Raw genomic sequence first — 13,753 nt, forward strand, 5'->3', positions numbered from 1 at the left:
CATGGCGCCGCTCTTCGACCGCCACCGGGGGGAGAAGCAGCACGAACCCGCCCGGCACGTACCCCCGCCGCCCGGGCCGCCGCCGATGCCTCCACCACCGGTACCGCCCCCGGCCGCGCCCCATGACCTGCCCGACCGCACGGCCGGCAACGCGCCGTGGACCTGGGGGCCCGACGTGGCCGGACACGGGCCCGGCCCGGCACCGCTCCGGCACCCGGGCCGTGTCCCGTACCCGCCGGACACCACTGCGGACCAGTGGGGTCCCGTCGTCGTGGACCGGGCCGTGGAGGCCTTCGACCCGGTGCCGCCCACGGGGATGTCCTACCGTCCCGACACCATCTGCGACGGCTGGTCGACGGCGGCACTGGACGTACGGCTGGCGTCCGTACGTGGCTACGAGCACCGGCACGACGGCATACAGCGCGAGGACGACGCGGCGATGGCGTGGGACCAAGGCACCGGCACCGTGGTGTTCGCCGTCGCCGACGGAGTGTCCGAGGCCCACCAGCCGCACATCGGCTCGCAGTTGGCCTGCCGCAGCGCGGTCGACGAGATGCTGTCGCAGGTGCGGAACAAGGGCGGCTTCGTCGCCGACTGGCACAAGCTGTTGTCCACCGTGCACTGGCAACTGCGCGAGCAGGCCCGCCGTCTTCTGCGTCTGCAGGAGGAGGCAGGGGTGCAGGAGACGGCCGAGCTGCTGGGTACGACCCTGGTCGCCGGCACGGCCACACCCACCGAACACGGGGTGAAGGTGTCCGTGATCTGGGTGGGCGACTCCGGCGTGTGGCAGCTCAGGCACGACCGCATCCATGCGTTGGGCGGCGGAAAGACGACCGGGCCGGACGGGCTCCTGTCGTCCGCGGTGGACCCGCTGCCCCTCGTCCCGGCGGGTGTCCGCCCCCTGTCCTTCGTCCTCGAACCGGGCACCGTCCTGCTCATCGGGACCGACGGTTTCGGCGACCCGCTCGGTGACGGCGAGGGCGCCGTGGGACACCTGTTCCGCTCCGAACTCCGCTTCCCCGTATCGCCGTTGAGGTTCGCGCACCTACTGGACTTCTCCCGGGAGACGTTCGGGGACGACCGTACCCTGATCGCGCTGTGGCCGCGCGAGACGTCACCGGGAGCCCCCCGGTGACGGTCCCCTGGGTCAGGCCCGACCAGCTCGGGCAGTACGCGGCGCACCGCCTCGGTGACGGCGGGCAGGGCATCGTCTACGGGGTGCCCCAGGCACCGGGCAGGCTGAGCGGACAGCTGGCCTACAAGGAGTACCGGCCACAGGTACTCCCGGACCCCGACGCACTGCACGCGCTCGCCGGCTCCCTCTCCACCCTCGACCCCGCCGACCAGTCCTTCCTCTCCCAGCGGCTGGCCTGGCCGACCGCGCTCGTCTACACGGGCAGCGCGCCCACACAGCTGCCGATCCCCGCGAACTCCGGCACCACCGTGGTCGGCTTCCTCATGCAGCGCGTGGGAAGCGGGTTCGAGTTGAACAGCGCCGCGATCGGCGGTGTCAAACAGCAGGGCCTGGAGTTTCTGCTCAACCCGGAGACGTTCCTCCAGACCATCGGGCTGACGCTCGACGACCGCACCAGGCTCGATCTGCTCACCGACCTCGCCTCGACGCTCAGCCGACTGCACAAGGGTGGCGTCGTGGTGGGCGATCTCTCCCCGAAGAACGTCCTGTTCACCCTGGTCGGTGCGCCCCGTGTCCTGCTGATCGACTGCGATTCGATGCGGTACCGCAATCGGGACGTACTGCCCCAGGTCGAGACCACCGGCTGGAGCGTCCCGGAGTCGGCGAAAGCCACACCGGCCTCGGACACGTACAAGTTCGGGCTGATCGCCGCGAGGATCTTCAACCAGGACCAGGTCAGCACGGATCTGGGGCCGTTGCGTGGCGTCACGGCCGAACTGGCGGACCTCGCGCAGCGCAGCACGCGGAGTGACCCGGCCCGGCGACCGGCGCTGGCGGAGTGGCTCCGTCCACTGGAGCAGGCACGCAACCGGACGCAGCCGGGCAAGCGCACCAAGGTCAAGGCCCCGGCGCCGCCGACACCACGCCCCGTCCGGACCCCTGCACCCGTTCCCCCCAGGGCCGGAACGGGTCCGACAAGAAACCCGACGAGAACCCCGGCAAGAAACCGGGCAGGAACCCCGGCCGGAGGGTCGTCGTCGGGCAAGGCCGCCGCAGGTGTCGTCGCCGCCATCCTGGGAGTGATCCTGCTGTCCGCGCTCGCGCACGGTCGCGGCACGTCGGGCGACGACTCCGGCACCACCGCGAACCCCGGTGTTTCCACCAGTCCGTACGTGCCCGACGATTCGACGTACGACCCGCCCGTCGACCCGGATCCGCCCGTAGACACGGACGACACGGCGACCGAGGATCCGGCGACGGAGGCACCCGACCCCGCCCCGCCGGCCAAGGATCCCGCCCCCGCAACGACGGAAGCCCCGGCCCCGCCACCGCCGCCACCTCCTCCACCTCCTCCACCTCCTCCACCTCCTCCTCCACCACGCCCGAACTACTACGGCGCCATTGCCGTGGCGCCCAACGGCGCCTACGGCAGAGCCTGGGACCACAAATCCGCGAACGCCGCCCGGCAAGGAGCACTGAACAGCTGCCCCGGCAGCTGCAAGGTCCTCGTGACGTTCGCCAACAGCTGCGGCGCCGTCGCCTACAACCCCGACGCCCACCGCTACTGGGGCGGCCAGGGCGCCAGCCAGACCGAAGCCGAGAACAGCGCGATCGCCCATGCGGGCGGCGGGCGCTGGATCACCGCGGTGTGCACCACGCGGTACACCTCCTGAGAGCACCGTTCCGGACCGGGGCGGGGCGCGCCGGGCGGCGGGCGGCGGGCCGGTCGGCCGTGGCCGGATCCGCCGCCCCGGGTGCCCTGATGTCAGAGGCCGTATCTATGGTTTCGGCATGGCAGTCCCCGCGATCATCCCCATCGCCCATGAGCCGGACTACCGGACCGACACCATCGGGCGGTACTCGGACGGCCAGTTCCTGGCCTCGATCACCTACGCCTTCCCGGAAGGACTCGTGGTCGGCGACGGCTGGGAGGAGCACAAGCGCCTCTACACCGTCCTCCACCGGTTCGACCACGAGGGCCGGCACGTCGACTCGGACATCCGGTGCGCCGGAACATACGCCGAGCAGCAACGACGCCCGCAGGGCGAGGACTCCGTGACGGCACGGGCGCGGTCGCGGATGGCGGAGCTGCTCGACGGCCTTCCCGGTCGCGAGTACGGGGACATCGCGATCCGGCCCTTCCGGCTGACGGTCGACGGCGTGCGCTTCGGCCTGGTCGTCGAACATCATGACGGCGACGGGAACGAGGACGAGGAGGACGGGGAGGACTGGGCCGAGCTCCACCCCGACGGCCTCGGCTTCTACGCCCCCTGGGACGGCCTGTACGACACCTGACGCGCGCACCCGGACGATGGAGGAACATGAACGACAAGAGCGGGTTCAAGGACGTCTCCCCGACCACCCTCGCCGATCTCCTCGGGCGCGGGCAGGTCATGGACATCGGCATCCGGCCCCTGTGGCCCTCGGTCCCGCGCGTGGCCGGCCCGGCGTTCACCGTCCGGTGCCCCCCGGGCGACAACCTCATGCTCCACGCTGCCATCCATCGCGCGGAGCCCGGTTCCGTCATCGTCGTCGAGTCCGGTGATGTGGACTACGCGCTCGCCGGCGGCAATGTCTGCGCCGTCGCCCGACGCCGGGGCGTCGCGGCGTTCGTGACCGACGGGGTGATCCGTGACCTCGCGGAGGTGCGCGAGATGGGATTCCCCGTCTTCGCCAGGGGCGTCATCCCGATCCCGGGAACGAAGAAGGCCGTCGAACCGCTCAACCGGCGGGTGCGGTGCGGCGGTGTGGACGTGGACGCCGGCGACATCGTGGTGGCGGACGAAGAGGGCATCGTGGTCGTACCCCGCACCGGGCACGAGCAGGTGCTCCTCGACGCACGGGCGAAGGCCGCCAAGGAGGCCGCCGAATCGCTCGACGCGTGGGAGGCGGCGCATCGCGCCCGCATCGACGGCATCCTGCGCAGCGGCGGATTCGAGGACTGACCTCCGCAGAACGACGGCCGGGCGCCGGATCCGGGGAGACCACCACCCCCAGGAGCCCGGCGCCCGGCCGTCTTCACCTCCCCCACCCCCGTACGGACGCACAGCGCGCGCGGTCGCGGCGGTCCGGGTGGACCATGGAACGCATGGCGCGCACCGGACACATGTTTGCCGTACCGGCCTGACCTGCAACTGCCGTGCCGACACGCGCGGGCGTCACCCGAACACCACACCCCGGCGCATGCCTCATCTCATATCTGAGATAACCTTTCGCCATGTCAGACGATTACCTCGTACGCATCGGCAAGCTCATACGTGACGCCCGTCAGCATCGGGGCTGGACACAGAGTCAGCTCGCCGAGGCGCTCGCCACCAGCCAGAGCGCCGTGAACCGGATCGAGCGCGGCAACCAGAACATCAGCCTTGAGATGATCGCGCGCATCGGTGAGGCACTCGACAGCGAGATCGTGTCGCTCGGCTACGCCGGGCCCATGCACCTGCGGGTGGTCGGCGGTCGCCGGCTCTCGGGCTCCATCGACGTCAAGACGAGCAAGAACGCGTGCGTGGCCCTGCTCTGCGCCTCGTTGCTCAACAAGGGCCGTACCGTACTGCGCCGCGTGGCCCGGATCGAAGAGGTCTACCGCCTCCTGGAGGTGCTGAACTCCATAGGCGTGCGGACCCGGTGGATCAACGAGGGAACCGATCTGGAGATCGTCCCGCCCGCCCGGCTCGACATGGACGCCATCGACGCGGACGCCGCCCGCCGGACCCGCTCCATCATCATGTTCCTCGGTCCGCTGCTGCACCGCATGGACCGGTTCAAACTTCCCTACGCGGGCGGTTGCGACCTCGGTACGCGCACCATCGAGCCGCACATGATCGCGCTGCGCCGCTTCGGTCTGGAGATCGCCGCGACCGAGGGGATCTACCACGCCCAGGTCGACCACTCGGTCACCCCCGGCCGCCCCATCGTGCTGACCGAGCGCGGTGACACCGTCACCGAGAACGCCCTGCTGGCCGCCGCCCGGCACGACGGCACGACCGTCATCCGCAACGCGTCGTCCAACTACATGGTCCAGGACCTCTGCTTCTTCCTGGAGGCCCTGGGCATACGCGTGGACGGCATCGGCACAACCACCCTGACCGTGCACGGAGTTCCGCACATAGACGTGGACGTCGACTACTCCCCCTCCGAGGACCCGGTCGAGGCGATGAGCCTCCTCGCCGCCGCCGTGGTGACGGAGTCCGAGCTGACGATCCGCCGGGTGCCGATCGAGTTCCTGGAGATCGAACTCGCGGTACTGGAGGAGATGGGCGTCGACTGCGACCGTACGACGGAGTACGCCGCCGACAACGGCCGCACCCGGCTCGTCGACCTCACGGTCCGCCCCTCCAAACTGGAGGCGCCGATCGACAAGATCCACCCCATGCCGTTCCCCGGGCTCAACATCGACAACGTGCCCTTCTTCGCGGCGATCGCCGCATCGGCCCACGGCCAGACCCTCATCCACGACTGGGTCTACGACAACCGGGCCATCTACCTCACCGACCTGAACCGCCTCGGCGGCAGGCTCCAACTCCTGGACCCGCACCGGGTCCTGGTCGACGGCCCGACCCGCTGGCGCGCCGCCGAAATGATGTGCCCGCCCGCCCTGCGCCCCGCCGTGGTGGTACTGCTCGCCATGATGGCGGCCGAGGGCACGTCCGTACTGCGCAACGTGTACGTCATCAACCGCGGGTACGAGGAACTCGCGGAGCGCCTCAACTCGGTGGGCGCACAGATCGAGATCTTCCGGGACATCTGAGGCGCCTCCGGAAAAGTTCCACCGCACCCCTCTTGACCTGCATAAATGCAAGGCCAGAGAGGCTGCGGTGGCACCTCTGGGACTTTTCTGGGACTTTGGCCGGGGCTCGACGCGATCAGCCTCCCGCACTCGCGCCACGACGTCGGCCGCCATCTCGGTGTCGAACGACAGGTCCGTCCACGGCAAAACTTTCCCTGTCATTCGATCGAGTAGAGGTCAGAACGCTGTGGCCGAGTGCTGTTGTCACGATCGGCTTGATCCACCTCCTCGCCTTGCCGGCTTGCTGGCGTTCAGAACCTCTGAACTAACAGCCTGTGGTTGCCGTTTGGAGACGCCTCAGCAGTGCGCAGACCGTGGACTACACCAGAGACAAGCTCCAGGCGCTTCCCCTCCGATCGGCGGGCTGACCATGAGGACGCTCATCCCCAGTGTTCCTCCTGGTAGCGCAAGAGGTCATCGCCGTGGAGTTGCTTGGTGGCGTTGCCGACCCGGACCCAGAAGTCGGTGGCGCCGTTGCCACCCTTGGCGGGCTTGGCGAAAACCGGCTTGCCTGCTGCAGCAACGCTGATCTGACAGACGACATTGCCGGAAATCTCGGGGAAGCGTACGCGGACGGTGGTCGCTGTCGAGGTCGACAGGCTGTTGTCGAGAAGTTGGCGCACGAAGAGCTCGTACCCGTCGATGCTGGCCTGCGACTCCAGAGTGGTGAGGTCGTTCTCGATGCCGAGGACGGTCCCGTCGTCAGCGACGCCGACATACAGGTTTCCGCCCTCGCCGTTCAGGAAGCCGCAGACGGCCTTGACGATGTTATGCCGTAGCGACTTGTCGGCCTCTCGGTTATGGACGTTCCAGCGGGCGCTAGCCTTGAACTCGGTGCCCTGGGACTCGCCGGCGGCGATCATGTCGGCCGGGGTGGTTGGAACATACACAGGGCGTTCCCCTGTGAGGGTTTCGAACGCTTCCCGCACGACTTTGGCGATTAGCCGGCGCCGCCGTTCCAGGAAGGTGAAATAGTCAAGCTGTTCCCAGCCGACCGGGAGCGCGTGCCACCGCACCTGCCGCTCGAGCACCTTCGGGTCCATCGCATACGTGATCCTCGGCCAGTAGTCGCGTGGTGCGTCGGTGTTGGGCAGCTCGTCCGCCGGCCACGTCACGTAGGCCATGTTGGCGATGGCATTGACTTGGCGCCGGTCCGTGATACCCATTCCGGCGAGCGCCTTGCGGTGGAACAGGTTGTCCCGGCCGACAGCCTTGGCGGGCTGGACTGAAGGGTCCAGCAGATCACGGATTCGTTGGTCGCTGAAGAGCATTTCGGCGTCGAGGATATTGAGCGCCGCCTGGTAGGCGAACAGCACTGGTGAACGCGATGAGGATGTGTCCAGCCGGTTCGGGAGGGAGATGTCCCAGTAGTCGCCGGTGAAGTTCGCAGCGATGATCCGGTCGAGTTCCGCGGTGAAGGCTCGGCCGTCACCTGGCAGCAGACTGCCAATCCGTCCCAGGTCAAACTCCATCTGTGACTCCGGCGAGTTGGAGTATCGGCCGGTGGTGTGCGCCATGAAGAACCACCGTGCGATCACGGGACGGAGTTCATCGACCGGCAGTCCGAAGTCGTGGCGCCCGATCAGCCAGATCGTGTAGCTGTACAGCAGGGCATTGTCGGAGGTGATCATCTTGCGACTGCGGAAGCCGGCTGCCGTGACGCACTGGAAGAACTCGTGCCAGCTGGTCAGGTCCAGGACCTTCGTGTGTGCTTGGGCGAGGCGGTTGAACTGCTCCTGCCGTCGAGTGGCGGTGACCTTGCCGGTTTCAAGATCCTTGCCTCGTAGGACGCTGTAGACATGCTGCAGCCGGGCGCGCCTGAAGGCGACAGCGACAGCTACGCGCAACAGTTGGTCTGGGCTAGGGTCCAGAAAGGCATTTCGAGGGCTCGGACCGGGGAGTCCTGCTATCACCGCGCCGCGACTGAAGCCTTCGAGCTGGCGGCGGCCCTTCTCCCAATGCACTGACATCAGGGTGAGAATGAAGTCGGACTGGTTGAGCTTCACGCCTTCGGAGTTGATGCGCACAAAGATGTCGGCGACCTGCTCCTCGTTGGCCGAAGCACCCAACTCCACAACCTGGAAGCGGAACTCGTGCAGGTCCCGGACCCTATCTACGCGTTCTTCGAGCTCATCCTTGGCAGCGTCCGACAAGGGCTGGCCGATGGCCTGTTCGAGCCGCTGGAAAAACTGCCGGACGGTGGGTTTGTAACCGCCCTGGGCCCATAGCGCGGTGATGTCCGGAATGAAGTGCGCGTCGCGCTCGATCGCCGCGTCCGTGACCTCGAACGTCTGGTCCTCTGGATGGAACGCGATGCGAACGTTGATCTCGTCGAAAGACTTAGTGACGATCTTGCGCCCAGTGAGGACAGCGAACAGGGCGGTGAGCCGCTGCTGCCCGTCAACAACCAACAGCTGAGGCGCCCGATCACCGGCTTCCGTTCCGATCTGTCGCGTCCCCACCTCAGCGCCTGTCTCCCAGAACATCAGGGTGCCGATCGGGTAGCCCCGATACATCGAGTCGAAGAGATCGCGGGTCTTCGCCGCGGACCAGACGAACGGGCGTTGGATGTCGGGGAGTCCGATACGGCCGCCTTCGATGTTCTCGATCAGATGCCGGAGCGTGTAACCGGTGTCGCGATACAAAGTGGGTGGCACAGCCGAGGGCTCCTAACGCCCGAAGGCAACTGGCCGGCGGAACGACCAGAGCGTGGGAACAGCATCAGACTTCTACCACGCGGGTACACCACAGCGCAGGGCCAACGGCGCTCCCCACAAGGACGAATTCACGGCAGCGGGACCCAACTAGGCCAATCTTGAGGGGTCACGGGGATGAGCCTCGTCGTGCGTCACGCGATCTCGTCGAGAGGACATCGCACGAACGTTTCGCGGACCGCGGTACCGAATCGACGGACGCGGCAACGAGTAACCCTCACGTCGACATCCCTGCGGGGTGTCCGGGGTTGCCTGCCCCGATCGCAGCGGGGCGTCCCATGCGCAGGGCTCGCACGTCGGTTCTCAGCCAGCGTACAGTCCGATCCAGCCGCTCACCTCCCTGACCTGCTTCAGCCCCAGCAGAAGACGCGGCCGCCCGTCCTAGACTGTCCGCATCCGCGTACGCCGTCGGCCGGACGCGGCCTCCCCGTGCGTCCGGCTCCTCCGGGACCGCCCGCACCGCCGACAACAGCACGATCAGGTTCGATAGGGGTGGGGGCACGGCCGTGTACGAGCTGAACGAGGAGACGGACCCGGCGCTACTCGGCCCGTTCGAACTGCTCGCCGTGCTCGGCCAGGGCGGAATGGGCCGCACCTACCTCGGGCGCAGGCTCCCGCTGGAGCATCTGGGTCCCGAGCTGGAGGCCGGGTATCACCTGACGGAGCTGGACGAGTCGGCGCAGCCGGTGCTGGCGGCGGTGAAGGTCATCAAGCCGTCGAAGCTGCGGGACAGTTCCGAGCACTCCGAGGAGGAGACCAGGGCTCGGTTCGCGCAGGAGATCGAGACGATGCGTACGGTCGCCAGCGCCCGGGTCCCGGCGCTGCTCGGCGCCGATGCCGAGGCCGAACAGCCCTGGCTGGCCATGGACTACGTCCACGGCCCGACCCTCCACAAGCTCGTCCACGCCTGCGGCCCGCTGGCCGTGGGACCGTACGGGGCGCTCGGACTCGCCCTGGTCGACGCGCTGCGCGCGATCCACGGCGCCAAGCTGCTGCACCGCGACCTCAAGCCGGGCAACATCGCCGTCGGCCCGGACGGTCCCGTCGTGCTCGACTTCGGTCTCGCCGTGCTCACGGAGCGGGACAGCGACGCGGCTCTCACGAAGACGGGTACCGGCTTCGGCACCCCGTCCTACATGTCTCTGGAGCAGGCGAGGGACGCCAAGCACGTCACGGAGCCGGCGGACATCTACTCGCTGGGGGCCGTGCTCTTCTTCGCTGCCACGAAGCGGCCGCCGTACCCGTACGGTCCCATGCCCACCGCCCCGAAGTGGGACGGTGTGTACGGGCCGTGCCTGCCGCTGCTGGGCCGGATTCTCGTACAGACGGCGGAGCAGCGGCCGTCCCTGGACGAGATCGCGAGCGACCTCCGCCAGCTGCTCATCGATCACGGGCTGACGGAAGAGGCCGCCGCGGACCAGCTGCGGAGCCTGGTGGCGGAGTCCGGGCTGATACCCGAGCTCCCCGCGCGGGCGCTGTCCGATCTGCCGGACCCCGGGGTCCGGCAGGCGGCCCAGCAGGCCGTGGACGACGGGGGCGCTCCGGACAGCCCATGGGCACCCGACCTGTTCGACGAGTTCCTGGAGGCCGAGGCGCAGGTCCCGGCGCCCCTCGCCCCGGCTGCCGAGCCCGCGCCCGGTCCCGCCGGATACGTGCCGACCGTGGTGGACCCCGCGGCGCAGCCGGCTCCGGAAGCCGTCGCGCCGGTGCCGGCGCAGCCTGGGGTGACCAGCTACGACCTGGCACCCCCGCAACCGCACGCGGCGCCCGAGTCCGAGGTGGTGCCGCCGCTCGCCCTGCGTGCCGCGGAGGATCTGCGCAGGGCGTACGCGCACAGCGGACGCCTCTGACCGGCAGCACGGGCAGCCACCGGGCCTGGGGCAAGCAGCGTTCCCAGGCCGTCTAGGCTTCAAAGGGCCCCGCAGCCCCCTCCTCACCGGTAGAAACAGAACCTCGTACGTGCCCGGGTCCGGCGCGCGTCCCGCCGGCCCGTCGAAAGGAAGCACCCGCCATGCCCGACGCAGCGTCCGAACTCTCCTCGGGCCCACCCCCCGCGGGCACGGTGATCGAGGTACGGGACGAGGAGTGGCTGGTCCGCAGCAGCGGCCGGACCCCCTCCGGCGAGGTCGTGATCGAGGCCACCGGCGCCTCCGAGCTGGTGCGCGGGCACCGGGCGCGCTTCCTGACCTCGCTCGACGGCATGCCGCGCGTCCTGCGCCCCGAGAACACCCGACTCGTCCACGACGGATCCGAGAGCTTCCGTCTCAGCCGGCTGTTCCTGGAGGCCGTGCTGCGCAAGACCCCGCTCCCCCAGATCGAACGCCGCCTCGCGCTCACCGAGGGCTTCCTGCTGGATCGCATGGACTACCAGCTGCGCCCGGCCGAGAAGGCGCTCGCGAACCCGCTGCGGCCGCGCCTGCTGATCGGTGACGTGGTCGGCCTGGGCAAGACCCTGGAGATCGGCATCCTGCTGGGCGAGCTGATCCGCCGGGGGCGCGGGGAGCGCATTCTCGTGGTCACTCCGGCGCCGGTGCTGGAGCAGTTCCAGCACGAGATGTGGACCCGCTTCTCGCTGCCCCTCGTCCGCCTGGACAGTGTCGGCATCTCCCGGATCGAGCGGAAGATCCCCGTCGGCCGGAACCCGTTCACGTACTACAAGCGCGTCATCATCTCGATGGACACCCTGAAGAACGCCAAGCGTTACGGGACCTGGCTCCAGGGCATCGAGTGGGACGCCGTCGTGATCGACGAATCCCACAACCTGATCAACCGGGGCAGCGACCGCCGGGTGCTGGCCGAGCTGCTCGCGAAGCAGACGGACGCGCTGGTCCTCGCGAGCGCCACCCCGCACAACGGTGTGATGCGGGACTTCACCGGTCTGGTCCGGCTGCTGGACCCGATGGCGGTCAAGGACGAGCAGCACCCGAAGGCGTCGGAGCTGCACCACCTCATGCTGCGCCGTACGAAGGTGAGCACGGAGGTGGCCAAGGCGCTGCACGACTCCTGGGCGCCTCGCGGTGCGTCGGAGCCGATCCCGTGCGCGGCGGGCGAGCTGGAGGAGCGCGTCTTCGCCGAGCTGACCGCGAGCTGGCTCGGGAGCCCGGACCCGCACGGAGCCGATCATCTCTTCCCGTACGTGCTGCTGAAGTCCTTCCTGTCCTCGCACCGGGCGCTGTTCGCGACGGCCCGCAAGAAGCTGTCCGGCCTGGGTCACGCCCTCCCCGAGGGCCACAAGCACGTCACCGATCCGCCGCTGACCGGCGCCGAGGCGCACTCGCCGGTGCCGGAGGTCGCCTCGCTGGTACGGCTGACGGAGCTCGCCCGCGAGATCGAGCGGGCTTCGACGGCCGGACCCGGTCCCACAGCCACGGCCAAGCTCGCCGCCCTCGTCTCCTACCTCCGGAAGATCGGGGTCAGTCCGGGCGGCCGGACCCGCGCGGTCGTGTTCTCCGAGCGCCGCGAGACCCTCAACTGGCTCGGGACGGTGCTGCCCGCGCTGCTGGGCTGGCGAAAGCGTGAGGACGGCGAGGCAGCCGTCAAGGTGATGCACAGCGAGGTCTCGGACACGGTCCAGATGGATTACGTGGACGAGTTCGCGCGGGCCGGCAGCGACGTACGGCTGCTGCTGACCGGCGACGGCGCCTCCGAGGGTGTCAACCTGCACCGTCAGTGCCACCACCTCGTCCACTGGGACCTTCCCTGGAGCCTGATCCGCGTCGAGCAGCGCAACGGCCGCATCGACCGTTACGGGCAGACGGAGAACCCGGAGTTCCGGGCGCTGATCCTGCGAAGCGAGGTCGAGGGCGCCCTGGACGACCGGACCGTCGCGGAGAAGGTCCTCGCCCGCGAGGCCCGGGTCCACGAGGTGCTCGGTGCGGTGGAGGCCGCCACGCGGGAGGACGACTGGGACAAGGAGGAGCGCCGCGTGATGGAGGCGCTGCTCCGCGAGGCCCCTCCGGAGGAGGCGGTCGCAGACCTGGAGGCCGTCGATGTGGAGGCCCTTGCCCAGGGCGGGGGTCTCGGCGAGGAGTTCCCCGTCGCCCGGCGGACGATGAGCGAGTTCGGCACCGGCCCCGCACCGGCGGACGAAGACGGCGCGGGCCCGGGCACGGGCTTCGACGCCGACTTCGACTTCGATCTGGACATGGACCTGGACGACTACGGGTCCGACGCGCAGGACGAGCCCGTCCCGGCGCAGGACGGCCGGGGACCGGCTCCGGAGGAGCCGGGCGTGCCGACCGTGGACGAACTGCGCCTCTTCGACACCGCACCGGAGCGCAACCGCCTCCTGTACGTACGCACCGGGCTGGAGGAGCTCGCCCGGCTGGAGTCCCTCCGTCTCGACGCCACCTTCCACGGCACCGACCTGAGCTTCGACACCCCCGAGGACCTGGCCGACCGGCTCGACGTCCTGCCGTCCGGCTATCTGCGCGACCAGAACATCGCCCGCCGGATGAAGCTGACCTTCAGCCGTGAGGACGCGGCCGACTCCCTCAAGAGAGCACGGGAGGACTCGAATTCGACCTCCCTGTGGCCGGACGCCCATTACGTCGGCGAGCTCCACCCGGTCGTCGAGTGGATCACCGACAAGGTGCTCGTCCAGCTCGGCCGTCAGCAGGCCCAGGTCCTCCAGGTCGACCCCGCCCGCGCCTCCTCGCCGGTGGTCCTCACCCAGGGCGTGTGGTCCAACGCCGAGGGCCGCCCGACCCTGGTCGCCTGGCGCGCGATCGACCGGCTCGACGGGCGGGAGCCACGCGTCCGGGAGCTCACGCCGCAGCTGCTCGCCGAACTGGGCATCGGCCCGGACATGCCCGACCACTACACCCCGGGCTCCCTGGAGAACCTTCAGCGGCTGGTCCCGGAGGCGGTGGCCGTGACCCGCCGCGAACTCGACGGTCTGCGCGAGATCGCCGACCGGGAGGTCGACGCCCCGCTGCACGCGTACGAGAAGCAGGTCAACGACTGGCGGCAGGAACTGCTTCCGGGCTTCACCCGCTCCACCCGCGACGAGGCGGCGGACCGCCTGGCCGGGGCGGCCGCCCGGCTGCGGACCTCGGGCGAGCCGATGATCCGGGTCCTGGCCGTGCTGGAGCCCGGCGCATGAGCCCTCGCCCCCTC

At 69.4% G+C, this 13,753-nt stretch carries 8 protein-coding genes; 7 read left to right on the forward strand and 1 reads right to left on the reverse strand.

The window, feature by feature from the left end:
- Position 1: 1 nt before the first annotated feature.
- The 5 genes from GA0115234_RS16545 to GA0115234_RS16565 all read left to right on the forward strand — a co-directional run bounded on the left by GA0115234_RS16545 (position 2) and on the right by GA0115234_RS16565 (position 5,882).
- The gene (locus GA0115234_RS16545; RefSeq protein WP_093542302.1) at positions 2 to 1,135 is read left to right on the forward strand and encodes a protein phosphatase 2C domain-containing protein; all 1,134 of its coding nucleotides are present in this window, start codon (positions 2 to 4) and stop codon (positions 1,133 to 1,135) included.
- Entirely contained in the window at positions 1,132 to 2,808 is a 1,677-nt protein-coding gene (locus tag GA0115234_RS41390; RefSeq protein WP_141718428.1) for a DUF4189 domain-containing protein, read from the forward strand. The genes GA0115234_RS16545 and GA0115234_RS41390 overlap by 4 nt, the downstream gene beginning before the upstream one ends.
- Positions 2,809 to 2,926: 118 nt before the next feature.
- Positions 2,927 to 3,430, forward strand: a complete 504-nt coding sequence (locus GA0115234_RS16555; RefSeq protein WP_093542304.1) for a hypothetical protein — start codon at positions 2,927 to 2,929, stop codon at positions 3,428 to 3,430.
- Between the two features lie 26 nt (positions 3,431 to 3,456).
- The gene (locus tag GA0115234_RS16560) at positions 3,457 to 4,080 is read left to right on the forward strand and encodes an RraA family protein (RefSeq protein WP_093542305.1); all 624 of its coding nucleotides are present in this window, start codon (positions 3,457 to 3,459) and stop codon (positions 4,078 to 4,080) included.
- Positions 4,081 to 4,352: 272 nt separating this feature from the next.
- Positions 4,353 to 5,882 (forward strand): helix-turn-helix domain-containing protein, encoded by a 1,530-nt coding sequence (locus GA0115234_RS16565; protein WP_093542306.1) that lies wholly within the window; start codon positions 4,353 to 4,355, stop codon positions 5,880 to 5,882.
- A gap of 419 nt (positions 5,883 to 6,301) precedes the next feature.
- Here the strand turns inward: GA0115234_RS16565 and GA0115234_RS16570 are convergent, their stop codons facing one another.
- The gene (locus GA0115234_RS16570) at positions 6,302 to 8,578 is read right to left on the reverse strand and encodes a GmrSD restriction endonuclease domain-containing protein (RefSeq protein WP_093542307.1); all 2,277 of its coding nucleotides are present in this window, start codon (positions 8,576 to 8,578) and stop codon (positions 6,302 to 6,304) included.
- 563 nt (positions 8,579 to 9,141) lie between these two features.
- Here GA0115234_RS16570 and GA0115234_RS16575 point away from each other — a divergent pair.
- Entirely contained in the window at positions 9,142 to 10,485 is a 1,344-nt protein-coding gene (locus GA0115234_RS16575; RefSeq protein ID WP_093542308.1) for a serine/threonine protein kinase, read from the forward strand.
- Between the two features lie 161 nt (positions 10,486 to 10,646).
- Positions 10,647 to 13,739, forward strand: a complete 3,093-nt coding sequence (locus GA0115234_RS42810) for a DEAD/DEAH box helicase (RefSeq protein WP_202553751.1) — start codon at positions 10,647 to 10,649, stop codon at positions 13,737 to 13,739.
- Positions 13,740 to 13,753 lie beyond the last annotated feature (14 nt).

This window comes from Streptomyces sp. DvalAA-43, from assembly GCF_900091725.1.
GTDB lineage: Bacteria > Actinomycetota > Actinomycetes > Streptomycetales > Streptomycetaceae > Streptomyces > Streptomyces pulveraceus.

What these genes read in the sequence shown, in the direction of transcription:
- GA0115234_RS16545 (WP_093542302.1), top strand. Translation starts at nt 2, where the DNA reads ATGGCGCCGCTCTTCGACCGCCACCGGGGGGAGAAGCAGCACGAACCC.
- GA0115234_RS16555 (WP_093542304.1), top strand. Translation starts at nt 2,927, where the DNA reads ATGGCAGTCCCCGCGATCATCCCCATCGCCCATGAGCCGGACTACCGG.
- GA0115234_RS16560 (WP_093542305.1), top strand. Translation starts at nt 3,457, where the DNA reads ATGAACGACAAGAGCGGGTTCAAGGACGTCTCCCCGACCACCCTCGCC.
- GA0115234_RS16565 (WP_093542306.1), top strand. Translation starts at nt 4,353, where the DNA reads ATGTCAGACGATTACCTCGTACGCATCGGCAAGCTCATACGTGACGCC.
- GA0115234_RS42810 (WP_202553751.1), top strand. Translation starts at nt 10,647, where the DNA reads ATGCCCGACGCAGCGTCCGAACTCTCCTCGGGCCCACCCCCCGCGGGC.